The sequence below is a fragment of the Pseudoalteromonas sp. P1-16-1b genome, from assembly GCF_001401785.1.
In the GTDB taxonomy this organism is placed as follows: domain Bacteria; phylum Pseudomonadota; class Gammaproteobacteria; order Enterobacterales; family Alteromonadaceae; genus Pseudoalteromonas; species Pseudoalteromonas undina.
Genome location: NZ_LKGQ01000005.1, coordinates 25168 through 51536, shown reverse-complemented (window position 1 = coordinate 51536; position 26369 = coordinate 25168). Strand labels below are relative to the sequence as shown.

Here is a 26369-nt window from a genome sequence, read left to right as displayed (position 1 = left end):
AAACCAAGCGTAACATACAGTAATAGATACGGGTTTATGCTGGTAATTAGCAAAGTTTGTTTAATAAGGGATAGTTTATGAACAAAATTTGTTTTAGCGCAATATTTAAGTCATCAAAGCATTCTATAGTATAAAAATAAACCCAACTTACAGGAACGAAAGATGGCTTCATTAAATCAACACCGTGTTTATATCCCAAGCAATGCTAGAGCAAACCATTATTTATTAGCTGAAATCACGCCAAACGATGAGTTTTATAAGAGCTTTAGTAATATTAATGCGTGTTATCAGCGTATTGCTCGCCAACTATTTGCCGCTTGTGATGAATATGAACTTCACAATGTGCATTTACTCGCCAATGATAAACTGCCGGTCGTGCGATTTCATGATGAGTCTTATCAACTTGAAACCGATAAGCAAATGTTGTTTTTCTATAATCCTCGTTACCATGAAGCACATAAACTTCATTACACCGAAGATCAGCAAAGCAAAAAGATTCGCTTACTGTTTTTAGCCACTGGGGATGATATTCGCGCTCACTCCGCCCAATTTCATAATAATGTACAAAAAGTATTGGATCTTTTACAACAGCAATTATTTGTAGAGCAACCGAGCTTTAAATTGCGTGATCATCAGCATTTGACCTATGATTTATTCGCTAAAGAAAAAGGCAATAAAGAAAGTTACGGTTATAAATTAAGAAGTTTATATCCTCGTTATCAATCAAGACAATGCGAGATACCAAGCACACACGCAGAAATGACCTATGTCACTTTTTCGATACCGATAACTCGTAATATTAAAACGCAGTTTCAAAGTGAGATTAACAGCCAAACTTATCAGCCGTTCTACACCCACTTTTCAAAACTATTTACCCAGTTATGTGAAGACAATAAACTCACCCACGCTGCAATGGTTGCTAATGGCGCAATGCCAATAATACGCAACAGCCAAGTCGATAGAAATGAAGGAAATGAAGAGCTACAAAAAATAAGTTTTGATATAGAAGACTCAACCCCGCAAATAAAAGTATTTTTTGAAGCCGATAAATTAGTCGAAACACTGCATTTTGTCATTGTTGCAGCTGAGCATAATAAACATGAAATTGGCTATGGTCGTTTTATGAATCAAGTTGAAAAAGCCATACATGGCTTATGTGAGGAGTTAGCAATTAATAAGCAACGCCAAGATTTATCTGTGCGCTTTTTTCAGCATATAAGTTACCCATATTAATTAATCTGAACTCTAGATAACAAAAAGGCTCGCAATTGCGAGCCTTTTTTAAAGAATAAACGCTGATTACCAGCCTGTTTTTTCTTTTAGTGCTTTACCGATTTCAGCAAGTGAACGTACAGTTTTTACGCCCGCAGCTTCTAATGCAGCAAATTTCTCATCAGCAGTACCTTTACCACCAGCGATGATTGCGCCAGCGTGACCCATACGCTTACCTTCTGGTGCAGTAACACCAGCAATGTAAGAAACAACAGGTTTAGTAACGTTAGCTTTGATGTACTCTGCAGCTTCTTCTTCTGCAGTACCACCAATTTCACCAATCATTACGATTGCTTCAGTTTGTGGATCTTTTTCGAACAATTCTAGAACGTCGATAAAGTTAGTACCAGGAATTGGATCACCACCAATACCAACACAAGAAGACTGACCAAAACCAGCATCTGTAGTTTGCTTAACTGCTTCGTACGTTAACGTACCAGAACGAGAAACAATACCTACTTTACCAGGCTTGTGGATGTGACCAGGCATGATACCAATCTTAGTCTCACCAGGAGTGATAACACCTGGACAGTTTGGACCGATCATACGAGTACCTGTTTGATCTAGTTTAACTTTAACGTCAACCATATCAAGTGTAGGAATACCTTCAGTGATACAAACAATCAGCTCGATACCAGCATCGATAGCTTCTAAGATTGCATCTTTACAGAAAGGTGCTGGTACGTAAATCACAGATGCAGTTGCACCTGTTGCTTCTACAGCGTCACGTACTGTGTTAAATACTGGAAGACCAAGGTGCGTTTGACCGCCTTTACCTGGGCTTACACCACCAACCATTTGTGTACCGTACTCAAGCGCTTGCTCTGAGTGGAAAGTACCTTGACCACCAGTGAAACCTTGACAGATAACTTTTGTATCTTTATTGATTAATACAGACATTATTTGCCCTCCGCAGCAGCAACAACTTTTTCAGCCGCGTCTGTTAATGATTCAGCAGCGATGATGTTAAGATCAGACTTAGCAAGTACTTCACGGCCTAATTCAGCATTAGTACCTTCTAAACGTACAACTACTGGAACTGTTACACCTACTTCTTTAACTGCGCCAATGATGCCTTCAGCAATCATGTCACAACGAACGATTCCGCCGAAGATGTTAACTAAAACAGCTTTAACGTTGTCATCTGAAAGGATGATTTTGAATGCTTCAGAAACACGTTCTTTAGTCGCGCCGCCACCAACATCTAGGAAGTTAGCTGGCTTGCCACCGTGTAGGTTTACGATGTCCATAGTACCCATTGCTAGGCCTGCACCGTTAACCATACAACCTACGTTACCATCTAGGGCTACGTAGTTAAGCTCGAAGCTTGCTGCGTGAGCTTCACGTGCATCTTCTTGAGATGGATCGTGCATTTCACGGATTTTAGGTTGACGGTAAAGTGCATTACCATCGATACCAATTTTACCATCTAGACAGTGAAGGTTACCTTCATCTGTGATTACTAGTGGGTTGATTTCAAGTAATGCGAAATCGAAATCGTTGAACATGTTGCCAAGACCCATAAAGATCTTAACGAACTGTTTCATTTGTGTTGGGTTAAGACCCAATTTAAAACCAAGCTCACGAGCTTGGTAAGCTTGAGGACCTACTAAAGGATCAATCTCAGCTTTGTGGATAAGTTCTGGTGTTTCTTCAGCAACAGTTTCAATTTCAACGCCGCCTTCAGTAGACGCCATGAACACAACTTTACGAGAAGCACGGTCAACAACAGCACCTAGGTACAGTTCGTTTGCGATATCTGTACAGCTTTCTACTAAAATTTTAGCAACTGGCTGGCCTTTCTCGTCTGTTTGGTAAGTAACTAGGTTTTTACCTAACCAGTTAGCTGCAAACGCTTTAACTTCGTCGATAGTTTTAACTAGCTTTACACCGCCAGCTTTACCACGTCCACCTGCGTGAACCTGAGTTTTAACAACCCACATATCGCCGCCAATTTTTTCAGCAGCTGCTGCAGCTTCTTCAGGTGTATCGCAAGCGAAACCTTGAGAAACTGGTAAACCATATTCGGCAAAAAGTTGTTTTGCCTGATACTCATGCAAATTCATGATGCTTTATCCAATTTTTTATATTAAAAGAGCTGAATATTTATGCAAATAAACAACTATCCCAAATTGCGTGCCTAGTATAGATCTCATGGCGCTACATGAAAACCCCAGTATGACCTTAGGCGCAAAAAAAAAGCTGTGATTTTAACTCACAGCTTATATTTCATACTACTTAATTAAACATCTAGCAGTAAACGTGTTGGATCTTCAAGTAACTCTTTAATTGTTACTAAGAAACCAACTGATTCTTTACCATCGATTTGGCGATGATCGTAAGATAACGCTAAATACATCATAGGTAAGATTTCAACTTTACCATTAACAGCCATTGGACGATCTTGGATTTTGTGCATACCTAAGATTGAAGACTGCGGTAAGTTAATGATTGGTGTTGATAGTAATGAGCCGAATACACCACCGTTAGTAATAGTGAAATTACCGCCAGTCATGTCGTCAAGTGTTAGCTTGCCATCACGACCTTTAAGAGCTAGTTCACGAATACCTTTTTCGATTTCTGCAACTGATAATTTGTCACAATCTTTAAGTACTGGCGTTACTAGGCCGCGTGGCGTAGAAACAGCAATACTGATGTCGAAATAGTTGTGATAAACAATATCATCACCATCAATTGATGCATTTACATCTGGGAAACGCTTTAACGCTTCAGTTACCGCTTTCACATAGAAAGACATGAAGCCTAAACGGATACCGTGACGCTTTTCAAATACTTCTTGGTACTGCTTACGAAGATCCATAATTGGTTTCATATTAACTTCGTTAAACGTTGTTAACATTGCAGTTGAATTTTTCGCTTCAAGAAGACGATTAGCAATCGTTTTACGTAAACGTGTCATAGGCACACGTTTTTGAGTACGGTCACCCATTGGTGCTGCTGGTGCTGCTTCTGCTTTTGCTGCTGGAGCAGGTGCTTTTAAGAATTGATCTACATCTTCTTTAGTCACACGGCCATTTTTACCTGAACCTTTTATTTTTGAAGCATCAAGGCCTTTCTCAGCAATTAAACGACGCACTGATGGCGTTAACACATCTGAACTATCGCTTGAGCTTTCTTCTTTGGCTGCTGGTGCATCCGCTTTAGCTTCAGATTTAGCTGGTGCAGCGCCTGCTTTTACCTTACCAATTACTTGCTCACCAAGAACGGTATCGCCTTCGTCATGGATTATTTCACCCATAACGCCGTCTTCTTGGGCAACAACTTCAAGTACAACTTTATCTGTTTCAATATCTACCAAGTTTTGGTCGCGTGTTACCGCGTCACCTGGTTGAACATGCCAAGTAGCAATTGTTGCATCTGCAACTGATTCTGGAAGTACAGGTACTTTAATATCCACTTCTTTACCTTCTGATGCTGGTGCTGATTGCGCCGCAGGCGCGTCTTCTGATTTATCTGATGCTGAGTCATCTTCTTTTGACTCTTTAGTTGCCGGTGCTTCATCTGCATCGCCAATTAAACCGATCACTTGGTCGCCAAGTACCGTAGCACCCTCTTCTTGTGAAATTTCAGTGATTACACCATCGTTTTGTGCAACTACTTCTAAAACCACTTTGTCTGTTTCAATATCTACTAAGTTTTGGTCACGGCTTACTTTGTCGCCAACACTTACATGCCATGTAGCAACGGAAGCATCTGCAACCGACTCAGGAAGAACAGGAACTTTAATCTCTGTGCTCATTGCTTATCCTTTCTTTTCTATAGTAAGCGCGTCGGCAACGAGCGCTTGTTGTTCTTTAGTATGTACTGACATATAACCACATGCAGGTGATGCTGAAGCTTTACGACCAGCATATTTTAATTTTGCATCTTGTGGAATTGCATCAATAAAGTGATGTTGAGAACAATACCAAGCACCTTGGTTTTGCGGCTCTTCCTGACACCATACAAAATCAGTAACATGCTGATAACGTTCAATAATCGTCTTCATTTCGTCATGTGGGAACGGGTATAGCTGTTCAACACGAACAATAGCAATGTTGTCTTGCTCAAGTTTACGACGCTCTTGTAATAATTCGTAGTAAACTTTACCACTACAAAATACAACACGTTCTACTTTCTTAGCATCAATATCATCAATTTCATCGATCACATTGTGGAATACGCCCTCTGATAGTTCTTCAAGCGATGATGTAGCTAATGGGTGACGAAGCAATGATTTTGGCGTCATAACAATCAATGGGCGACGAAGAGGTCTAACCGATTGACGACGCAGCATTGCATAAACTTGTGCCGGTGTAGATGGTACACATACTTGCATATTATGATCAGCACACAGCTGTAAAAAGCGCTCAAGACGTGCAGAGCTATGCTCAGGACCTTGGCCTTCATAACCATGTGGTAGCAAACATGTCAGGCCACATAAACGACCCCACTTTTGCTCACCTGAACTTAAGAATTGATCAAAAACAACTTGTGCACCATTGGCGAAATCACCAAATTGCGCTTCCCATAAAACAAGTGAGGTCGGCTCTGCTGTTGCATAACCATATTCAAATGCTAATACCGCTTCTTCAGATAGCACCGAATCAAATACTTCAAACGTACCTTGATCTTCACTAATGTTTTGCAGTGGTAAGTATGTTGCACCGTCTTGTTGACCGTGAACAACGGCATGACGATGGAAGAAGGTACCACGGCCAGAGTCTTGACCTGTTAGGCGAATATCAGTGCCTTCAGCTGCAATAGTTGCATACGCTAAAGTCTCTGCCATACCCCAATCAAGTGCTTTTTCACCGGCTGCCATAGCTTTACGATCATCGTATATTTTCTTAACACGAGATTGCGCTTTGTGGTCTTCAGGGTAGCTTGCGACAATATTACCGAGCTCTTTAAGTTTCTCTACAGAAACGCTCGCGTCGTAGTCAACATTCCAATCATGGCCAACGTATTTAGCCCAATCAGAAGAATGTGAAGTTTCTGGTTGAATTTCTTCAACTACACAGTTGCCATCGTCTAAGCCATTACGATAATCATCAGCAAGTGCTTTCACTTCGTTTTCTGTGAAAGAACCTTCCGAAATTAACTGATCTGCATAGATCAAGCGAGGAACTGGGTGTTTTTTAATCTTTTGATACATAACAGGCTGTGTAGCATTAGGCTCATCAGCTTCGTTATGACCATGGCGACGGTAACAAACAAGGTCAATCACAACGTCACGTTTAAACTGGTTTCTAAAATCAAGCGCTAACTGCGTAACAAACGCAACCGCTTCAGGATCATCAGAGTTTACGTGGAAGATTGGTGATTGAACCATTTTTGCAATATCAGTACAGTAATCAGTAGAGCGAACATCGTCTTGCTTGCTTGTAGTAAAACCAACTTGGTTATTAACAACAATACGAATGCTACCACCACAACTAAATGCATTAGTTTGTGATAAGTTAAACGTTTCTTGTACTACACCCTGACCTGCGATTGCAGAGTCGCCGTGAATAGTAATAGGAAGTGCTTTGCTGCCAGTTTTGTCGTTTAGACGATCAAGACGTGCGCGCACAGACCCCATAACCACAGGATTAACGATTTCTAAGTGCGATGGGTTAAACGCAAGTGCCATATGCACATTGCCACCTTTGGTCGCGAAATCTGAAGAGTAACCCATGTGATACTTAACATCACCAGAGCTTAAAGTATCTTTGTGTTTACCAGCAAATTCATCAAATAATTCTGATGGATTTTTACCAAGCACATTCACAAGTACGTTCAAGCGTCCGCGGTGAGCCATGCCGATTACGGCTTCTTTTTGGCCACTTTCACCCGCGCGGTGTATAAGCTCTTTAAGCATAGGAACTAACGCATCGCCACCTTCAAGTGAGAAACGCTTAGCACCCGGGAACTTAGCCCCTAAATATTTTTCAAGACCATCAGCCGCTGTCAATCCTTTAAGGATACGTAGCTTTTCATTTTTATCGAATTGTGGCCTAGACTGAACAGACTCTAAACGCTGTTGTAACCAACGTTTTTCTTCTGTTGATGTGATGTGCATATACTCTGCGCCAATAGAACCACAATAAGTAGTTTTTAGTGCTTGGTATAACTCACCTAAAGGCATAGTATCGCGGCCTACGGCAAACGATCCTACGTTAAATTCGCGGTCAAAGTCAGCATTTGATAAGTCGTGGTATTCTAGCTCTAAATCTCGTACACGTTCTCGTTGCCAAATACCTAGTGGATCTAGGTTTGCATTTTGGTGTCCACGAAAACGGAAAGCATTAATAAGTTGCAGAACTTTAACCTGTTTAAGGTCGCCGCCACTGCCCTCTGCTACCACTACTTCTCTATGCTTGTTTTTAGCAAGCGCCGCAAATTGTGAACGAACTTCTGAATGTTTTACTTCAACATCCACACCATCAACTTTTGGTAATTGTTCGAACACTTCTCGCCATTCTTCTGGCACCGAAGTCGCATCGTCTAAATACGCTTCATAAAGCTCTTCAACATAAGCAACGTTACCGCCGTTTAAATGTGAAGATTCTAGCCATGCCTTCATCACACCTTCGTGCATTTATAAGCCCTTTTTTTTAGCGCAGAAATTAATAGTTATATAACAAGATGGCTAATAAATATTAGCCATCTTTCGTCTACTATAAATTAAACCGAGCGGTTTAATAACATAGATTTTATTTGCCCAATTGCTTTAGTCGGGTTAAGACCCTTAGGACAAACGCTAACACAGTTCATGATACTGTGGCAACGGAACACACTGAATGCATCGTCTAAGTCAGCTAAACGCTCTTCTGTTGCAGTATCTCGGCTATCAGCTAAGAAACGGTAAGCATGAAGAAGGCCTGCTGGACCTATAAACTTATCTGGATTCCACCAGAAAGAAGGACACGATGTAGAACAACATGCACATAAAATACACTCATAAAGCCCATCTAATTTATCACGCTCTTCAATAGATTGAAGACGTTCGCCTGCAGCAGGCTCGTCATTTATTAGATACGGTTTTACTTTTTCGTATTGAGTGTAGAACTGACTCATGTCAATAACAAGGTCACGAACAACAGGAAGTCCCGGTAATGGACGTACTACGATTTTACCTTTGCCATTTTTTTGTAGCGTAGATAAAGGAGTAATACATGCTAAGCCGTTCTTACCATTCATGTTTACACCGTCTGAACCACACACGCCTTCACGGCATGAACGACGGAATGATAATGTAGGATCTTGCTCTTTTAATAATAAAAGTGCATCCAATACCATCATGTCTTGGCCTTCCTCAGTTTGCAAAGTGTATTCTTGCATACGAGGTGCGTTGTCAACATCCGGATTGTAACGATAAACTGAAAATTGTACTTGTGCCATCGTCTCGCTCCTAGTAGGTACGTGCTTTAGGTGGGAATGCTTCACGTAGCTTAGGCTCGTAGTTTACTTTACGCTTGCTCATTTCATCCGTTACCGGATTAAATACTGAGTGACATAACCAGTTTTCGTCATCACGATCTGGGAAGTCAAAGCGAGAGTGTGCACCACGGCTTTCAGTACGGAAGTTTGCAGCTACTGCAGTTGAGTAAGCTGTTTCCATTAAGTTGTCTAATTCTAAACATTCAATACGCATGGTGTTGAAGTCTGATGATTTATCATCAAGACGTGCATGCTGTAAGCGTTCACGAATTTCTTTAAGCTCAGTAAGACCAGTTGCCATTGAGTCACCTTCACGGAATACCGAGAAGTTAAGCTGCATACACTGTTGTAGGTCTTTCTTGATTTGTACTGGGTCTTCGCCTTGACCAACTGTTGAGCTTTCCCAACGATTAAAGCGAGCTAAAGACGCTTCTAAATCAGACTCAGAAGCCGCTTTAGAAATTTCAACGTCATTTAGGTATTTACCTAAGAAATTACCAGCAGCACGGCCAAATACAACTAAATCAAGTAATGAGTTACCACCTAAGCGGTTAGCACCGTGAACAGATACACATGCAATCTCACCAACAGCAAATAAACCTTGTACTACTTTTTCGTTACCAGCGGCATCGATATTAAGTACTTGACCATTTACGTTAGTTGGCACACCACCCATCATGTAGTGACATGTTGGGATAACTGGAATTGGTTCTTTTGCAGGATCAACGTGAGCAAATGTTTTAGCAAGGTCGCATACACCTGGAAGACGTAAGTTAAGCGTTTCTTCGCCTAAGTGGTCAAGTTTCAACTTAAGGTGAGGACCCCAAGGACCATCACAACCACGACCTTCACGAATCTCTGTCATCATTGAACGGGCAACAACGTCACGAGATGCTAAATCTTTAGCGTTTGGTGCATAGCGTTCCATGAAGCGTTCGCCATCTTTATTTAAAAGATAACCACCTTCACCACGACAACCTTCAGTTACTAGCGTACCAGCACCTGCAATACCTGTCGGATGGAATTGCCACATTTCCATGTCTTGCATAGAAATACCAGCACGAGTCGCCATACCAACACCGTCACCAGTGTTAATGTGAGCATTAGTTGTTGATGCGAAAATACGACCTGCACCACCGGTAGCTAACACAACTGCTTTTGATTTGAAGAAAGTGATTTCACCTGTTTCAATTTCAATCGCTGTACAACCTACTACATCGCCATTATCGTTTTTAACTAAATCAAGTGCATACCATTCAGAAAATACATTTGTTTTATTTTTAACGTTTTGTTGATAAAGAAGGTGTAATAATGCGTGACCAGTACGGTCAGCAGCTGCTGCGGTACGTGCAGCTTGTTCACCACCAAAGTTTTTCGATTGACCACCGAAAGGACGTTGGTAAACACGGCCATTTTCAAAACGAGAAAATGGTAAGCCCATGTTTTCTAATTCAGTAATAGCTTCAGGGCCTGTATTACACATGTATTCGATAGCGTCTTGGTCACCGATAAAATCGGAACCTTTAACGGTATCATACATATGCCATTCCCAGTTATCTTCATGCGAATTACCTAGCGCTACTGTAATACCACCTTGAGCAGATACAGTGTGTGAGCGTGTCGGAAAAACTTTAGAGATTAGTGCACATGTTTTGCCAGATTCAGTAATAGCAAGAGCAGCGCGCATACCTGCACCACCGGCACCAATTACTACGGCGTCAAATTCACGAACAGAATATTTCACTTAAACACCCCATAAAACGATTAAACCTACAGCTACGTAAGCGACAGCCATTAGGTTTAGTACAAAGCCTAAGAAAGCACGCAATTTAGCGCCCTTTACATAGTCGGTTAGAACCTGCCAAAGGCCGATACGGGTATGAACCATAATGCAAACTAGGGTGATTAATGTCGCCCCTTTCATTGCTAGGTTAGAGAATAGGCCTGTCCAGGCGTCATATGTGACTTCTGGCATTGCTAAAAAATAGCCAATAATAAAAATTGCATATGCACTGATTATTAATGCCGTTGTGCGTAGAGATACAAAATCTTGTACACCATCACGTTTAAGAGTTGCTTGATTTAAGACCATATCCACACCCCTGCCAATACAGCAAACACAACGCCAAGTGCCATTGCAATTTTAGCGCTAGTGTTGCCTGATTCAAGTTCTTCCCAATGCCCCATATCCATAATGATGTGACGGATACCACCGATAAGGTGATAACCCAATACAGAAAGGGTGCCCCAAGCTATAAATTTGGCAATGAATCCGTTAAACAGACCCTTGACGAATTCAAAACCTTCAGCTGAAGAAAGAGACTCTGACCAAGCCCAAATGACAAACGTTAAAGCAAAAAATAATGCAACACCGGTGACGCGGTGAAAAATTGAAGCTTTAGCCGTTGCCGGCATAGATATAGTTGTTAGATCTAGATTTACAGGTCTTTGCTTTTTCACAGTTACTTGCCCATCTTGCCCGCAGTGGGGCTCATCTACTTGTTTTTCTAAAACCCACCAAATGTTTCTGGTGGAACTATCAAAATAAACGTATTAATACTAATAAAGTTCACTTTTTATGAAAAATATTATGTAAAAAAAAGTTTACCCAAATACAAATCGGTTAAAAACCTCCGTTAGTATATATAGCCGGAGACTCTTTTACAATTCTTGTTTACTTTGAGTCGTTTGCGAATTAGCCAATGGTATAATATTCAATCTATACCGAATATTTATTATACATATGTGCATAATACTTATAAAAATTGACTTTATACCCCTCTTTCACGTTAAAATGTAAAGATGTGCTTAGAATAGATTTTAGAATATAAAAATCAGAATAGTTATCTTAATAGGAGATACATAGATGGCAGATAAGAAAGCCACAGTCCATATTGATGGGCTAGATCCAATCGAACTTCCAATTTATCAAGGTACTGCTGGCCAAGATGTAATTGATGTACGTACACTCGGCTCACATGGTCACTTTACTTATGACCCAGGTTTCATGTCGACTGGTTCTTGTGAATCTACCATCACTTACATCGATGGTGGTAAAGGTGTTTTATTACACCGTGGTTACCCGATCGAGCAGTTAGCAGAGAGCTCTAACTACGTTGAGTTATGTTACTTACTATTAAACGGTGAGTTACCAACTAAAGAGCAATACGATGATTTTGCTACAAAAATCACTCGTAGCACAATGCTAGATGAAAAAATCGCAAACTTCTTCCAAGGTTTCCGTTTTGATGCACACCCAATGGCAATGCTATGTGGTGTGGTTGGTGCATTATCTTCTTTTTACCATGAAGATCTTGATATCACTGATGCAGTTCAACGTAAGACAAGCGCTATTAAATTAGTTGCTAAATTACCAACAATTGCGGCAATGGCATACAAAACAAACATCGGTCAACCGTTTGTATATCCACGCAATGATTTAAGCTATGCAGAAAACTTCTTACACATGATGTTCTCTGTACCTGCTGAAGAATACAAAGTGAACCCAGTAACAGCTAAAGCAATGGATAAAATCTTTATGCTTCATGCTGACCACGAACAGAATGCTTCAACGTCAACTGTTCGTTTAGCTGGTTCTTCTGGTGCTAACCCTTATGCATGTATTGCTGCGGGTATTGCATCACTTTGGGGCCCTGCTCACGGCGGCGCTAACGAAGCATGTTTAAACATGTTAGAAGAAATTGGTTCAGTTGATCGCATCGACGAATATGTAGCAAAAGCAAAAGATAAAGCGGACCCTTTCCGTCTTATGGGCTTTGGTCACCGTGTTTACAAAAACTTCGACCCACGCGCAACAGTAATGCGTCAAACATGTCATGAAGTTTTAGCAGAGCTTAATATTCAAGATCCATTGCTTGATATTGCAATGAAACTTGAGCAAATTGCACTTGAAGACCCCTACTTTGTTGAGAAGAAACTTTACCCTAACGTAGATTTCTACTCAGGTATTATCTTAAAAGCGATTGGTATTCCTACAAGTATGTTCACTGTAATTTTTGCAATGGCACGTACTGTAGGTTGGATCTCACACTGGGACGAGATGCTTTCTCAGCCTGGTCACAAGATCAGCCGTCCACGTCAGCTTTACACAGGTGAAACAACACGTGATTATAAAGCTACAGACAAGCGCTAAGCTTTAAAGTTAGTTTTAAAAGGCCGCTTCTGCGGCCTTTTTTATTACATGCTACTTGAGAATTATATTAAACAGATTACAATTCCTGCCCGAATTGATTAACTTTAAGAGCCTATGTCTGTGTCCTCGTTTGATCCTAAAAAAATCCGTAATGATTTCCCTACTTTAAATCAGACAATCAATGGCAATCCTTTGGTTTATTTAGACTCAGCTGCAACAACACAAAAGCCACAATGTGTGATTGACGCCACCACACAGTTTTACACCTCACAGAATGCAAATGTTCACCGCGGTCGTCATACGCTGAGTGAGCAAGCTACAGCGGCTTATGAGCAAGTACGTCAACGCGTTGCTGATTACTTTCAGGTAAGCGGTAATGAAATTGTCTGGACTAAAGGCGCCACTGAGGCGATTAACTTAGTTGCACATGGCCTAAGAAATACATTAACAACAGACGACACCATTTTAATTAGCCCAATCGAACACCACGCGAATATTGTGCCATGGCAAGAACTCGCGGCATACACTGGTGCAACGTTAAAAGTGCTGCCACTCAATGACGATGCCACCTTTGATATTAGCCAGTGCTGTGACGTGATTAAACTCACAAAGCCTGCGCTGCTAGCTATTACACAAGCCTCTAATGCGCTGGGCAATATTACCGATTTAACCCCGCTGATAACTGCTGCGAAGGCTGTAGATGCGCTAACTTTAGTCGACGGCGCACAAGGCGCCCTTCATTTAAGACCTAATTTAATCAAGCTTAATTGTGATTTCTACGTGTTTTCAGCTCACAAAATGCTGGGGCCAACTGGATTAGGCGGTTTATATGGCCGCTACAGCGCACTTAATGCATTATCGCCTTACCAAACAGGCGGTGAAATGATTGAAAAAGTGACCCTAACGCAAAGCACTTATCGTGACGCTCCCGCTAAATTTGAAGCTGGGACGCCAAATATAGCCGGTGTTTTAGGCTTTGGTGCGGCGCTTGAGTATTTAATGGCTCTTGATCAGCAAACATTAAAGCAATATGAACAACAGCTGTTTATTTATGCAGCAAACGCACTGAGGGAAATAGATGGTATTTGCATCTATAGCGACCTAAAATCGAACATTGGTACATTATGCTTTAATTATAAAAATGAACATCCGTATGATCTGGCAACTTTACTTGACGGTTATGGTATTGCAGTACGAAGTGGTCATCATTGTACCCAACCATTAATGACTCATTTGCAACTAAATGGCTCACTCAGAGCAAGTTTTGCATTTTATAATACGACCAAAGATGTAGACCATTTTATTACTGCACTCAAAGAATGCATCGCTTTATTAGACTAAATTGGATAAATAATGACACTCACATACCAACTGGTAAGTAAAAAAATTGAACACAGTACAAGCTGGCAACAGAAGTATCGTGAAATTATGTTACTTGGCAAAACACTACCACCGTTAGCCGATATACTAAAAACCGACGATGCGCTAGTCCAAGGCTGTGAAAGTAAAGTATGGATGTTTGTTGAGTTTGATTTGACAGAAAATGCATTGGTTGTGATTGGTGATTCTGATACGCGAATAGTAAAAGGATTATTAGCGTTAATTTTAGCGCTGTATAACGGTTTGACACCTGAAGAGGTATTAAGCGTTAATGCCTATGAAGAACTTGAAAAACTCGGCTTAATTAGCCACTTAAGCGCTTCTCGCGGCAATGGGATAAACGCCATGGTGGAAAAAATACAAACTTTAGCTAAACAAAAAGCGCGTTAAGCGCTTTTTTAACAATATGATGTGTAATCTGTAATTAAATGTTCAAGCGTGTACGCTTATCTAAATATTTTCTTACTGCTTTAGCGGCAACAAAAAAACCAAAACTACCGGTGATCATCGTCACCGAACCAAAGCCATTATTACAATCCATATTCATACTGCCATCTGCATTTTGTTTCGCATGGCACACACTGCCATCACTGCCAGGATAAACAAGTTGCTCTGTTGAATACACACAGTCAATATTAAATTTACGTTTTGGATTAGAGCTGAAATTATACTGCTTACGCAAAATATAGCGCACCTTTGCAAGCAATGGATCTTGAGTCGTTTTTGCCACATCTCCAAATGTAATTTGACTTGGATCAGTTTGCCCACCTGCACCGCCCGTGGTAATTATAGGCATTTTATTACGCTTACAGTGCGCGATTAACGCCGCTTTTTCTTTTACCGCATCAATGCAGTCAATAACATAATCAAAACCTTGAATATGCTGTTGAATATTTTCTAGTGTTATAAAATCGTCAATAACATTAACTATACACTCAGGGTTGATAAGCTCGCAGCGTGCCTTCATGGCATCCACTTTTGCTTCCCCAATAGTGCCTGTTAACGCATGAATTTGACGATTAACATTGGTTGCGCATATATCATCTAAATCTATTAGAGTAATTTTGCCCACGCCGGTGCGCGCTAATGCTTCTGCAGTCCAGCTGCCTACGCCACCTATACCAACAACACAGAAATGTGCCTGTTGTAACCATTCAAATTGCTGTTGACCATATAGTCGTTTAATACCACCAAAGCGGATATCAGTTACTTGTTCACTCATTTACCAATCCAATTTCCAAGGCGTTTGCCAAGAATCAAAATCTTGATGTTTTATTAATTGCGCATATTCCACTCCACACTCTGGCAACAGAGTGTGTTGTATTTGTTCCCCAGCCCACTCAAAGTCCAACGCAAATGCATGCAAATAGGTGCGATCAGCGGCACTCCCAGAATAACTAGCATCGCCTAATATAGCGGCACCTATACTCTTTAATGCCACCCTAAGCTGATGGGTTTTTCCCGAATAGGGTTTTAATAGGTAAGCTCTAAAACCGCTTTTAAAGCTAAACGAATAAAAACGTGTAATAGCGGGGTTACTCTGTGTGTTTAATAATTTATATGTGCCACGGCGAGACTTAGCCATATCACCTTTAACCCAGCCTTGCTTTTTTTTAGGCTTGGTATCACTAACCGCTAGATAAAACTTATTAATCGCATGCTGAGTAAATAATTGCGTAAATTCTGCTGCTGCCGCTTTGCTTCGCGCGAGTATAATCAATCCAGAGGTGACTTTATCTAAACGGTGTACCGCAAATAATTTTTCGTTTAACTGTTGCTCAGCTAGTACCACAAAACCGGGGCCTTCTTCAGAATGAAAATTAAGCCCATGCGGTTTATTTATGATGTAAAAATCATCATGCGTATATTGCACTTTTAATATAAGCGTTTGTGGTTTATTCACGCGCTTTTACTTTGAATATGGGCAACCACTTTAGCTAAATCCTCTGGTGTATCTACTCCTGCATGAGGGGTCACTAAAGCTTGTTCTATTTTAATTGCATAACCATGGTATAGCACACGTAACTGCTCTAACGACTCAAGAAGTTCTAATGGCGAAACACTTAATTCAATATATTGCTTTATAAACCCTGCGCGATACGCGTAAATACCCACATGACGTTGAAAAGGCGCTAAATTAAGTGGTTGCTGCTCAGCCATCATGGCGCTTCTATCAAATGGGATACTCGCTCTTGAAAAGTACAAAGCATTTTTATTGATATCACTGACAACTTTAACCGCATTAGGATTAAACACTTCATCACGCTCTTCAATAGCAACGCTTAAGGTTGCCATTGGTGCCCTTGATTGCGCTAATAATGTTGCCACTTGTGATACGTTATCAGGCGACAGCAAAGGTTCATCACCTTGTACATTTACCACGATAGTGTCATCGGCTAAATTAAGTAAATCCACTACTTCGGCTAAGCGCTCTGTGCCTGATTGGTGATCTTCACGCGTCATCAAAACATTACTAGTAAAACGTTTAGCAGCATCAAATACTCTTTGATGGTCAGTAGCAATAACCACCTTGCTGGCTCCTGACAAACAGGCTTTTTCATACACATGCTGTATCATTGGTTTGCCACAAATATCAGCGAGTGGTTTACCTGGCAAACGAGTAGAAGCGTAACGCGCAGGGATAACAACTACGAATTCCACTTTTCTACCTCTTCAAGGGTCAATTCACGGGCTTCATTTTCAAGTAGTACCGGAATATCATCACGTACCGGGTAAGCTAGTTTTGCTGCTGTGCTGATCAGCTCTTGGTTTTCTTTATCAAAGCGCAACTTACCTTTACACACAGGGCAAGCAATAATTTCGAGTAATTTTGTATCAAAGGCCATGGTGGATCCCTTTTTCTTTTAATAATAAATTTAATGTGTTTATTACTGCTGCAGTTGGTTGAGCGTCAACCGGCAAGTAATACCAATTTGGCTTGGCAAAGTCACGACACTTAACCGCATCTTTTTCTGTCATTAATACACAGTCCTCACCAAATTGAGCAAAGTCATTGGCGGTATAAGCATAATGGTCGCGAAAATGATGTGTTGATAACAACGCTATACCTTGTGCTTTTAATGATGCTTCAAAGCGCTGAGGGTTACCGATTGCACTTACAGCATGCGCTGTTTCTATAGCCGTTGTTATCTCAGTATTATCAGCAACACGTTTAATAATTGATGGCTGCAAGCGATAGCTAAATTCATGTTCAGAACCATTTTCAATGACTAAATCAACACTGTTTAAACGAGAAACCGTTTCGCGAAGTGGTCCTGCTGGCATTAAAAAACCATTACCAAATTTTCTTTCGCTATCAACAATACAACATTCAATACTGCGTGCCATTTTGTAGTGTTGCATGCCATCATCAGAAATAATTACATCAAGCTGAAACTGATGATTGAGCATTTCTATATTCTGCTGTCTATTTGGCCCCACAACTAACGGACATTGTAAACGGTTAAATAAAAGTACCGGCTCATCCCCTGCTTCTAAAGTCGTCGTATTGGCAGTTACTAATAATGGGTAATGGGCTGCTTGCCCACCATAGCCGCGACTAATTAAACCAACAGATAAGCCTTGAGCGGTTAAGTAATCATGTAGCCACAATACAAATGGAGTCTTACCATTGCCGCCAACACTTATATTGCCAACAACAATTACTGGAGTATTACTAACAAATGGCTTAAAAACACCCACTTCGTAGCAGTATTTGCGCACTAGAGCAACACAGCCAAAAATAGCGGACAGTGGTAATAACAATAAGGTAATTAAGCTAAAAGGTTTGTACCAGCTTTGCTCTATTTTACTCACCCCTGCTCACCAAACTGCATTTTACAAAGAGCTGAGTAGGTACCATCGTTAGTCAGTAATTCAGTATGCGTACCACTTTCTATCACTTTACCGTTATCAATCACATAGATACGGTCACTATTTTCAATAGTCGATAGCCTATGAGCGATAACAATGGAGGTTTTATCTTTCATTAATGTATCAAGAGCATGTTGGATAAGCTTTTCAGACTCAGTATCCAAGGCCGAGGTCGCTTCATCTAAAATTAAAATAGGCGCGTCTTTTAAAATAGCACGGGCAATCGCAATACGTTGACGTTGCCCGCCTGAAAGCATTACCCCATTCTCGCCAACCATAGTGTTAAGTTGCTCAGGCAAGTCTTTTATAAACTCCCACACATGGGCTTGTTTTGCAACGTCATGAAGCTCTTCAATAGAGATTTCGCGTTGTAAACCATAACAAATATTATTGGCAATCGTGTCATTAAATAGCACCACTTGTTGCGACACTAACGCAAATTGACGGCGAAGATCAGTAAGCTTATATTCATTAAGAGCAATGCCATCGAGTAAAATTTCGCTTGGCGCTTCTAAGTCATAATATCGGGGTAACAAGTTAGAAATAGTCGATTTACCCGAGCCAGAGCGGCCAACAAGGGCAATACTCTCACCGGCTTTTATGTTCAGTGATAAATCGTTAAGCACGGCTTCATCCTTGGTTGGGTATTTAAAGGTCACATTTTTCACCTCAATATGCCCTTTTACCTTATCAACCGAAAAGGTACCCGTGTCTTTTTCAATTTCTTCATCTAACACTAAAAAAACACTCTGAGCAGCTGAAATACCTCGCTGTAAGTCACTGTTTACATTGGCAAGTTGCTTTAATGGGCGCAGTAGCATCATCATCGATGAGATGAGTACGACAAAATCCCCAGAGCTAATGCTGTCTATCATAGAGGGCATCGACACAACCCATAAAATAACAGCCATAGCACTGGCAGCCAAAATTTGAATAATAGAGACACTTAGCGCTTTAGTCGCATCCATCTTGATACGTTGTTGGCGGTTATGATTATTAATTTTAGAAAATTGATCAATTTCTTGTGTTTGCCCACCAAAGCCATGGATCACTTTGTGACCACTGAGCATTTGCTCTGAACTACGGGTAACTTGTCCCATCGCTGACTGAATATTTTTCGAGATATGACGAAAGCGTTTAGACACCACAGCTACTATGATAGCCACAAGCGGGATAATAACTAAAAAGATTAACGACAACTGCCAACTGGTATAAAACATCACAGCGAGTAAAAACACCACAAAAGCGCCTTCACGCACAACAATAAGCAGTGCTTTGGTGATTGCTTGTTGAACTTGCTCGGTGTCAAAGGTAATTTTAGAAATCAAATCGCCGGTTGAGTTTTTATCGTGAAAGGACACCGGTAAATGTAAAATGTGTTCAAACAATTCTTGGCGCAGCGCCCTCACGACTTGTGAGCCTACATAGCTTAAACAGTAAGATGACATAAAGTTAAATACGCCACGCCCGATAACCAGCGCAATAACCACAAATGGCGCATAAGTAAGTACCTGGCTGTTACGCTCGTTTAAACCTTCATCGATAAACGGCTTCATCAGTTGAATGAATAATGCATCCATACCTGAATAACCTATCATTCCTATAATCGCGACGATGGCAATCGACTTATAAGCGCCAACGTAAGAAACAAGCCGTTTATATATTTGTGTAGTACTTTGTTCCATAACACTCTCTAAAACCAGTAACAGCCCCTATTGTATCCTTAGCAACAGCAAAACAAAACGTCAATCTTTGATAAACCAATAACTTTCCGCCCCTCTTGCGGTAGTCAGCTCTAAGTGTTTAGCATAAAAATCAACCCGAATTTGTCCTACATCACCGGTGCTATATTGTTTGGCGTTTATTTTATTGTAACGCTTAACTACCGCTTTACTTGGAAATTGCCACTGGCCTTGATACGCAATTGAATGAATCACAAGTGTTGGGTTTACGGCCTCGATAAACTCGACACTGGAAGAGCTATCACTGCCGTGATGAGGACTTAACAAAACGGTACTTTGTAAATCATGCCCTTGTTTAATTAATTTAGACTCCCTCGCCTTTGATATATCACCAGTGAGAAGCACACTATGGTTTGCACTTGAGACTTTAACAACACAGGAATTATCATTACGGTTATTAAACTCATCTTTTGAAAAGGTTTGAATACTCAAGCCTTGAAAGTCTATTTTTGTCGCTATGCAGTCTTTATATACACCACTTGGATGAAAATAATCCAAGCTCCATGCATAACCGGCTTTTTTAAAGTGCGCAACGCCTCCTGCATGGTCGTTATCTTGATGGCTTACAATCGAGTTAGTTACTGTTAGGTTATGAGCATTAATATAGGGTAGTAAAACACTAGTGACACGACTAAAGCGATTAAAATAACTCGGGCCAAAATCATAAATAAACGCATGTTTATCTTTTTCTATCAGTACCATTAAACCGTGGCCTACATCAAATACGTTTAACTGCCAAAGGCTGGTTTGCGTAAAGTAATAGTTAAAAAGCAAAGTCAAAATCGGAATGCAGGCTAGTAAGCGAAGCTCAATAAAATAAAGTAAGGGTACAACACTATAAAGCAGCACCACGGTGGTTATACTTACCTGTCCTACATTAAGCCAACGTATCTGCTGAGGTATTGCCTGCAACATTTGATACAAGTTGGTCAGTGGAAAATCATATAACACAATAAATGCATGCCAATCGGTTAATAACCCCAGCAACACGCTTAAAAATAAAGCAGGCATTAATACAAAAGATAAAATGGGAATAGCCACAAGATTTAAAACTAAACCCACTAAACTCACGCCATTGAAAAAGTATAATGACAGGGGTAATAAGCCAATAAATAATCCCAGTTGAATAATAAATAATGTTCGCATATTGGCCAGTAGTGAGTGACCCCGAAGTGGAAACTGCTTTAAAACCATAAAAATAATACATACCGCTAAAAACGAAAAGTAAAGACCTGGATTTAGTACACTAAATGGATTAACCGCTAAAATAATAACCAACGCATATAAAATACTGCGCCATCTCAATGATTGCTTTGCCAAGTAATAAAGCAACAAATAACAACCCAGCATAATTAAAGCGCGAGTTGCGGAGATGATAAAATCACTCAAGTAAACATATATGAATGCCACTACAAAGCCGACAGCGCTATAAACAATAGAAACATTTATGCCTTGATTTAGTTCAGGTTTAACCAACTTAAGACAAAAACGTGTAACAAAATAACAAAAACCAAACACTAAAGAGATATGCAACCCAGAAATGGCTAATAAGTGACTTAACCCAAGACTCTGCATTAACCGCTTTTGCTCGAATGTCATCAATGACTTATCGCCGGTTAAAAGTGTATAATATAGCCATTTAAGCTCAGCATTATTTACCAGCTTTTTTACATAGGCTCTATAAGCTGACACGGTATTATTTTTTTGAGAGCTTTTAATATTAAGCTGCTTATTGAGCACTGTACCTTTAAAGGCTATCTTTTGTGTAAAAGCATAAAGCTGATTATCAAAAACAGTAAAATTTTTAATAGTTCTATAATTATTCAGTCTCACTTGGGCATTAAAAGTATCACCAGATTTAATTGGTTGTGCAAAATTGATACTTAATAAGGCATAAGGTGCCCTAAAGTGACTATATTCACTATCTTCTAAATGGGTTATTTTAACTTTTATATATTGGGGAGGCGTAGCAGAGATAACCTCTTCGACCACCACACCGACAGAATAAGCATATTTTTTGTGCTGTTCAGGTAACTCAAATGAATAAAACAAGATAAAATGTGCGGCTACACAGCAAATACCGCAAATAAAGCCTAACAATACAGTTAAAAACGGCTTAAAATACGTGCTCACAATAAGGATTGAAATTGTGATAACTGTAAACTCAAGGGTTTGATAATAAAATACGGTAATAACGACACCGATAACAAACCCAAGACTCATCCACACAGACGTAAATGGTTGCTTTAAATGGCTAAAAAAACGATCCAACGGTTTTTACCTGATCCAAATAAAATTAGACATCACAAATCACTAAGGATATTTGGTCGTCTTTTACATGATGCTAACCTTTGGCATTTAAATCGACGCTCAGCACGCGGTGCCTTTGCCGTTGGACTTTTTTTTGCATTCATCCCTGTTCCTTTTCAAATGGTGCTAGCAGCTGCCGCAGCCATAATCTTAAGAGTTAATTTGCCTATTTCTGTTGCTTTGGTGTGGATCACCAACCCACTTACAATGCCACCTATTTTTTACGGCTCATACTTGGTTGGTACATTAGTACTAAATCAACCTGAGCAGCATTTTGCGTTTGAGGCTAGTTGGGCGTGGTTTATAGAAAGCCTTACTACCATTGGCCCTGCTTTTTTAGTGGGTTCGCTTGTGTGCGCATCTATTGCCAGTGTTATTGGCTATTTTGGTATTGATTTAATTTGGCGTCGCTCAGTAAGAAAAGCTTGGATATCTAGAAATAACTAGCGACTACTTCATCAAGTACTTCTGTTAATATTACTATAGACAAAAAAAAACCAACTTAACAAGTTGGTTTTTTTATAAACGAATAGTAGTACTTAGAAACGAAAAACGCGTCTTAATCCAACTAAAGGTAGCAGTAATAAACCAAACCATGAGAAGCTGGCTGAGCTACGTTCATAAAACTCTGCATCTGGGGCTTTACAATTTTCAACTTCACCATTAGCAATCGGTGAAAGTTTTACTGCAACAGCAACACTTTCATATTGAATGTTACCATTTATGTCGGTTATGACCTCACCTAGTGAGTCTAATTTTTCAACCGTTTTAGTTGCCACACCAAATACTTCATTATTTTCGTTGATTGATTTCGCCTCTACCATTTTATAACTAAAGCTAGTTTCACCATCACTGTCAAAACATGGTAGTAGATTATTTAGATTAGTGATTTTGTCATCACCAATTTTATAAATAAACGCTTCTGAACGCCTTGTACTCGCTGTATCACCAACATCACCTTCGCCTACAATATAACCTTGATTATTAATATCATTTGCATATGAGCTTGAGCTAATAAAATAATCTTCAGGAAACACCGTCGTGTTTGTATTTATATCGTGGTAAAAGAGTTTGTTTCTTAAAGAGCCTTCAATGCGTTTAGTAGCATAACCTGCAATAATGTCATTATCATTGATTGCAAATGCTTTACCTCCTTCCCAATCATCTTGCTGGTTTATAAAGTCAACTACCTCACCGTCTTTAAAATAAGTTGGCATACTGTAGATTCTATTATCGTTGTCAATATCTCGGGTATCTGAAGACCCTACAGCAATACCATTATTATTCACAGCTAATGCAATACTATTAAATGGAGTTCTGTCTTCATCTTCTTCCGGAGTAAGCGCTAAACCTAGCAACTCTGTTGAAGTCACATTATAAGTGCTGTCTAGAGTCCATTTAACCGCTGTTTTATTAAACACACCTCGCGTATTTCGAGAATTAATTAACTCGATACAAGCCATAACTGGCTCATCAAGGCCATCACAATTGTCTGTAATTGTGGTTTGTCTCTCAGCAGGAATACTGACCGATACATTACCAACAACAATGTAACCAGTGTCAGTGGCAACAATATCAGATGCTTTACTAGTCCCACCGTGTTCAGTAAATTCTGGTAAAAGCGGCACTTCAACACCACCAGCAGAGATTAAAATTCCGCGCTCTAAAAACTCACGAGTAAACCACGTTTCTTCATCAGTTTCGCCATCTGGTGTAAAGCTCACTTTATCAAATGCTGCACTTCCCCAACCAACCGTAGTACCGTCTTGCGCTACACCTGTATAAAAGTTACTTACTGATCGAGTTAGCCCATCATAATCAAGTGAAGATTCATCGAAAAGAGACTGCTCAGTTATTAAACCGTTATTATAGCTTGTAGCAATAAGCGAACTGATTTTTTGATATTCAAAATCTTCAGACCGACTAGATAGAAAGCCAACCATAAAAGTATGTGCGTCAGCATTAGTGTAAACAGCATCATTATTTTCTATATCATCGAGGGTAAAGGTTATTTCTTTATCAATGTTTTCAAACCTTTTAACTTCGGTGTCGTATGCGCTCTTTATTATATTATCTGTAAAGTCGATATAACTAATATCAATAGGTAGGTTAAACAATCCGTTAGCTTGACCTATAATATGGCCGTTTTCACTCACATCAGTAACATAAGTATGTTTGGCAGCTTCAAAGTCACCTAATTCGGTTAACTGGTACGTTGCACTTAATGCTGATGTACTCAGTGTGGCTAAAACACTGGCCGCGAGTAATTTATATTTCATTTTATTCCTTACTACTGATTCTTTAATTCTTCAAGTTCTTCCCAACGCTCAAAAGCGGCTTCAAGGTCAGACTCAAGTTGGGCTAAATGGTTCAATTCCTTGGCTGTTATATCACTGTCTTGCTTGAAAAAATCTTCATGACTTACTCGTTCTTGTTGTTTTTCAAGTTCAGCTTCAAGTTGCTCCATTTTATTAGGTAGTTGCTCTAGTTCAAGTTTTAATTTGTAAGAGAGTTTATTTGCTTTGTTATTGCTTTTAACTGGCGTTGGCTCTGTTTTTTCAACTTTTTTGACTGGCTGCTTTTGCAACTCTTTGTGCTGCTCCGCCAAATAGTTGGTATAAGCTTCATAATCACTGTAGCCACCAACTATATCAGTAACTTTGCCGTTACCTTCAAATGCCCAAACACTCGAACAGGTATTATCAATAAACTCTCGGTCGTGACTTACTATAAGCACAGTACCTTGATATTGATTAATAATATCTTCAAGTAGCTCTAATGTTTCTATATCTAAGTCATTGGTAGGCTCATCGAGCACTAATATATTTGAAGGTTTCAAAAATAACTTGGCTAATAACAACCTGTTTTTCTCACCACCTGAAAGTGCTTTTACCGGTGTACGAGCACGTGCTGGCGGAAATAAAAAGTCTTGTAAATAGCCTAACACGTGACGTGAGCGTCCGCCCATCATCACTTCTTGCTTACCTTCAGCAACGTTATCTTGAACGGTCGCTTCTTCATCAAGCTTCTCACGGTACTGATCGAAATATGCAAACTCTAAGTTAACACCTTGCTTTATTTCACCACTGTCTGCTTTTAAATCACCAAACAATAATTTTAATAGCGTTGTTTTACCAATACCATTAGGCCCCACCAAACCAATACGATCGCCACGCATCACTAAGGTAGAGAAATCATCAGCTATCACTTTGTCTTTAAATGCATGATTTAAGTGTTTAGCTTCAAATACTAGTTTACCTGAACGATCAGCTGTTTCGATATTGAAATCAGTTTTACCAACTTGTTCCACACGTTGTTTACGTTCATTACGTAATTGTTTCAGCTCACGAACACGGCCTTCATTACGGGTTCGACGGGCTTTAACACCTTGGCGGATCCATGCTTCTTCTTCCGCTAAGCGTTTATCAAACAATGCATTTTGTGTTTCTTCTACTTTTAAATCATGCGCTTTTTGTTCTAAGTAAGTTGCATAATCACCAGGATAAGAAATTAGTTTACCGCGATCTAAATCTAAAATACGTGTAGCAACAGCTCGAATAAATGCACGGTCATGCGATATAAATACAATACCGCCTTTAAATTCTTTTAGGAATTGCTCTAACCACATTACACTTGTCATATCCAAGTGGTTAGTAGGCTCATCGAGCAGTAATAAATCAGGCTCACTCACTAAAGCACGCGCTAATGCAACTTTACGTAACCAACCACCAGAAAGCGACTCAAGTTTCGCATCAGGAGTTAGCTCTAATTGAGTAAGTACAAGCTGAATTCGGCTATCAAAACGCCAGCCATCTGCCGCCTCTAATTTATTAGATAAACGCTCTAATTTATTTAATAGTTGATCAGTGCAATCTGTTTGCAATTGTGTGCTTACATGATGAAAATCAATAAGTAAGTTAGCAATTTCGGGCATACCTTGGGCAACGTAATCAAATACAGTGCCACTTGCCCCTTTAGGTGGATCTTGCTCTAAACGCGATATTTTTAAACTACCAACTTGGTTTATTTCGCCATCATCAAGTATTACTTGACCGTCGAGTACTTTTAAAAGCGTTGATTTACCTGCACCATTGCGACCTACAATACACACACGTTCGCCACTTTCGATTACTGCATCTGCATTATCAAGTAATGGGTGTGTACCGTAAGCTAATTGTGCTTTTGAAATTCTAATTAAATCCATAGTTAATCTT

Annotated in this window: 22 protein-coding genes; 5 read left to right on the top strand and 17 right to left on the bottom strand. The window is 39.9% G+C overall.

All coding sequences use genetic code 11. From position 1 onward, the window contains the following. Positions 1-162 precede the first annotated feature (162 nt). Positions 163-1233: a DUF3083 family protein gene (locus tag AN392_RS05510; RefSeq protein ID WP_054200998.1), complete on the top strand. Its 1071-nt coding sequence runs from the start codon at positions 163-165 to the stop codon at positions 1231-1233. Between the two features lie 66 nt (positions 1234-1299). On the opposite strand, the gene sucD is transcribed toward AN392_RS05510, so the two are convergent. The 8 genes from sucD to sdhC form a co-directional block, all read right to left on the bottom strand. Then, positions 1300-2172 (bottom strand): succinate--CoA ligase subunit alpha, encoded by an 873-nt coding sequence (gene sucD, locus AN392_RS05505; protein WP_008464054.1) that lies wholly within the window; start codon positions 2170-2172, stop codon positions 1300-1302. Further along, entirely contained in the window at positions 2172-3338 is a 1167-nt protein-coding gene (sucC, locus tag AN392_RS05500) for an ADP-forming succinate--CoA ligase subunit beta (protein ID WP_008464053.1), read from the bottom strand. Before sucC ends, sucD begins: the two co-directional genes overlap by 1 nt. A gap of 176 nt (positions 3339-3514) precedes the next feature. After that, positions 3515-5032, bottom strand: a complete 1518-nt coding sequence (gene odhB, locus AN392_RS05495; protein ID WP_008112094.1) for a 2-oxoglutarate dehydrogenase complex dihydrolipoyllysine-residue succinyltransferase — start codon at positions 5030-5032, stop codon at positions 3515-3517. A gap of 3 nt (positions 5033-5035) precedes the next feature. After that, entirely contained in the window at positions 5036-7855 is a 2820-nt protein-coding gene (gene sucA / locus AN392_RS05490) for a 2-oxoglutarate dehydrogenase E1 component (RefSeq protein WP_054200999.1), read from the bottom strand. Positions 7856-7941: 86 nt separating this feature from the next. Beyond that, a complete protein-coding gene (locus AN392_RS05485; protein WP_010390121.1) occupies positions 7942-8658 on the bottom strand; it encodes a succinate dehydrogenase iron-sulfur subunit in 717 nt (238 codons plus the stop codon). Between the two features lie 10 nt (positions 8659-8668). Then, positions 8669-10441, bottom strand: a complete 1773-nt coding sequence (gene sdhA, locus AN392_RS05480; RefSeq protein WP_008112088.1) for a succinate dehydrogenase flavoprotein subunit — start codon at positions 10439-10441, stop codon at positions 8669-8671. Continuing rightward, positions 10442-10789: a succinate dehydrogenase, hydrophobic membrane anchor protein gene (gene sdhD, locus AN392_RS05475; RefSeq protein ID WP_055012091.1), complete on the bottom strand. Its 348-nt coding sequence runs from the start codon at positions 10787-10789 to the stop codon at positions 10442-10444. Beyond that, on the bottom strand, positions 10780-11157 hold the full coding sequence (sdhC, locus tag AN392_RS05470) for a succinate dehydrogenase, cytochrome b556 subunit (protein ID WP_010390126.1): 378 nt from the start codon (positions 11155-11157) through the stop codon (positions 10780-10782). Before sdhC ends, sdhD begins: the two co-directional genes overlap by 10 nt. 406 nt (positions 11158-11563) lie before the next feature. Here sdhC and AN392_RS05465 point away from each other — a divergent pair, with 406 nt between their 5' ends. The 3 genes from AN392_RS05465 to AN392_RS05455 all read left to right on the top strand — a co-directional run bounded on the left by AN392_RS05465 (position 11564) and on the right by AN392_RS05455 (position 14620). Further along, positions 11564-12850: a citrate synthase gene (locus tag AN392_RS05465; protein ID WP_010390127.1), complete on the top strand. Its 1287-nt coding sequence runs from the start codon at positions 11564-11566 to the stop codon at positions 12848-12850. 114 nt (positions 12851-12964) lie between these two features. Then, positions 12965-14191 (top strand): aminotransferase class V-fold PLP-dependent enzyme, encoded by a 1227-nt coding sequence (locus AN392_RS05460; protein ID WP_055012090.1) that lies wholly within the window; start codon positions 12965-12967, stop codon positions 14189-14191. Positions 14192-14203: 12 nt separating this feature from the next. Next, complete coding sequence (locus tag AN392_RS05455) at positions 14204-14620, top strand: SufE family protein (RefSeq protein ID WP_055012089.1); 417 nt, start codon at positions 14204-14206, stop codon at positions 14618-14620. A 34-nt stretch (positions 14621-14654) separates the two neighbouring features. Here the strand turns inward: AN392_RS05455 and tcdA are convergent, their stop codons facing one another. The 7 genes from tcdA to AN392_RS05420 are packed head-to-tail and all read right to left on the bottom strand — an operon-like array spanning position 14655 to position 22116. Further along, the gene (gene tcdA, locus AN392_RS05450; RefSeq protein WP_010390130.1) at positions 14655-15452 is read right to left on the bottom strand and encodes a tRNA cyclic N6-threonylcarbamoyladenosine(37) synthase TcdA; all 798 of its coding nucleotides are present in this window, start codon (positions 15450-15452) and stop codon (positions 14655-14657) included. Next, positions 15453-16133, bottom strand: coding sequence for a TIGR01621 family pseudouridine synthase (locus tag AN392_RS05445; RefSeq protein WP_055012088.1), 681 nt, complete (start codon positions 16131-16133; stop codon positions 15453-15455). It lies immediately after the preceding gene. Next, a complete protein-coding gene (gene kdsB, locus AN392_RS05440) occupies positions 16130-16891 on the bottom strand; it encodes a 3-deoxy-manno-octulosonate cytidylyltransferase (protein ID WP_010390132.1) in 762 nt (253 codons plus the stop codon). Before kdsB ends, AN392_RS05445 begins: the two co-directional genes overlap by 4 nt. Continuing rightward, positions 16879-17076, bottom strand: coding sequence for a Trm112 family protein (locus AN392_RS05435; RefSeq protein WP_010390133.1), 198 nt, complete (start codon positions 17074-17076; stop codon positions 16879-16881). Before AN392_RS05435 ends, kdsB begins: the two co-directional genes overlap by 13 nt. Next, positions 17066-18046: a tetraacyldisaccharide 4'-kinase gene (lpxK, locus tag AN392_RS05430; RefSeq protein ID WP_010390134.1), complete on the bottom strand. Its 981-nt coding sequence runs from the start codon at positions 18044-18046 to the stop codon at positions 17066-17068. Before lpxK ends, AN392_RS05435 begins: the two co-directional genes overlap by 11 nt. Next, positions 18043-19788 carry a lipid A export permease/ATP-binding protein MsbA gene (gene msbA, locus AN392_RS05425; protein ID WP_055012087.1) on the bottom strand — a complete coding sequence of 582 codons (1746 nt, stop codon included), beginning with the start codon at positions 19786-19788 and terminating at the stop codon, positions 18043-18045. The genes lpxK and msbA overlap by 4 nt, the downstream gene beginning before the upstream one ends. Before the next feature lie 60 nt (positions 19789-19848). Beyond that, on the bottom strand, positions 19849-22116 hold the full coding sequence (locus AN392_RS05420; RefSeq protein WP_055012086.1) for a DNA internalization-related competence protein ComEC/Rec2: 2268 nt from the start codon (positions 22114-22116) through the stop codon (positions 19849-19851). Here AN392_RS05420 and AN392_RS05415 point away from each other — a divergent pair. Beyond that, positions 22096-22602: a DUF2062 domain-containing protein gene (locus tag AN392_RS05415; RefSeq protein ID WP_010390140.1), complete on the top strand. Its 507-nt coding sequence runs from the start codon at positions 22096-22098 to the stop codon at positions 22600-22602. The genes AN392_RS05420 and AN392_RS05415 overlap by 21 nt on opposite strands. Before the next feature lie 92 nt (positions 22603-22694). On the opposite strand, the gene AN392_RS05410 is transcribed toward AN392_RS05415, so the two are convergent. Further along, complete coding sequence (locus AN392_RS05410) at positions 22695-24434, bottom strand: DUF3466 family protein (RefSeq protein WP_055012085.1); 1740 nt, start codon at positions 24432-24434, stop codon at positions 22695-22697. An 11-nt stretch (positions 24435-24445) separates the two neighbouring features. After that, positions 24446-26359: an ABC transporter ATP-binding protein gene (locus AN392_RS05405; protein WP_010390143.1), complete on the bottom strand. Its 1914-nt coding sequence runs from the start codon at positions 26357-26359 to the stop codon at positions 24446-24448. Positions 26360-26369 lie beyond the last annotated feature (10 nt).

Excerpts from the sequence above, each read along its gene's own strand:
- AN392_RS05510 (WP_054200998.1), top strand. The coding sequence starts at position 163 with ATGGCTTCATTAAATCAACACCGTGTTTATATCCCAAGCAATGCTAGA.
- sucD (WP_008464054.1), bottom strand. The coding sequence starts at position 2,172 with ATGTCTGTATTAATCAATAAAGATACAAAAGTTATCTGTCAAGGTTTC.
- sucC (WP_008464053.1), bottom strand. The coding sequence starts at position 3,338 with ATGAATTTGCATGAGTATCAGGCAAAACAACTTTTTGCCGAATATGGT.
- odhB (WP_008112094.1), bottom strand. The coding sequence starts at position 5,032 with ATGAGCACAGAGATTAAAGTTCCTGTTCTTCCTGAGTCGGTTGCAGAT.
- sucA (WP_054200999.1), bottom strand. The coding sequence starts at position 7,855 with ATGCACGAAGGTGTGATGAAGGCATGGCTAGAATCTTCACATTTAAAC.
- AN392_RS05485 (WP_010390121.1), bottom strand. The coding sequence starts at position 8,658 with ATGGCACAAGTACAATTTTCAGTTTATCGTTACAATCCGGATGTTGAC.
- sdhD (WP_055012091.1), bottom strand. The coding sequence starts at position 10,789 with ATGGTCTTAAATCAAGCAACTCTTAAACGTGATGGTGTACAAGATTTT.
- AN392_RS05465 (WP_010390127.1), top strand. The coding sequence starts at position 11,564 with ATGGCAGATAAGAAAGCCACAGTCCATATTGATGGGCTAGATCCAATC.
- AN392_RS05460 (WP_055012090.1), top strand. The coding sequence starts at position 12,965 with ATGTCTGTGTCCTCGTTTGATCCTAAAAAAATCCGTAATGATTTCCCT.
- AN392_RS05455 (WP_055012089.1), top strand. The coding sequence starts at position 14,204 with ATGACACTCACATACCAACTGGTAAGTAAAAAAATTGAACACAGTACA.
- tcdA (WP_010390130.1), bottom strand. The coding sequence starts at position 15,452 with ATGAGTGAACAAGTAACTGATATCCGCTTTGGTGGTATTAAACGACTA.
- AN392_RS05435 (WP_010390133.1), bottom strand. The coding sequence starts at position 17,076 with ATGGCCTTTGATACAAAATTACTCGAAATTATTGCTTGCCCTGTGTGT.
- msbA (WP_055012087.1), bottom strand. The coding sequence starts at position 19,788 with ATGGAACAAAGTACTACACAAATATATAAACGGCTTGTTTCTTACGTT.
- AN392_RS05415 (WP_010390140.1), top strand. The coding sequence starts at position 22,096 with ATGGCTAAAAAAACGATCCAACGGTTTTTACCTGATCCAAATAAAATT.
- AN392_RS05410 (WP_055012085.1), bottom strand. The coding sequence starts at position 24,434 with ATGAAATATAAATTACTCGCGGCCAGTGTTTTAGCCACACTGAGTACA.
- AN392_RS05405 (WP_010390143.1), bottom strand. The coding sequence starts at position 26,359 with ATGGATTTAATTAGAATTTCAAAAGCACAATTAGCTTACGGTACACAC.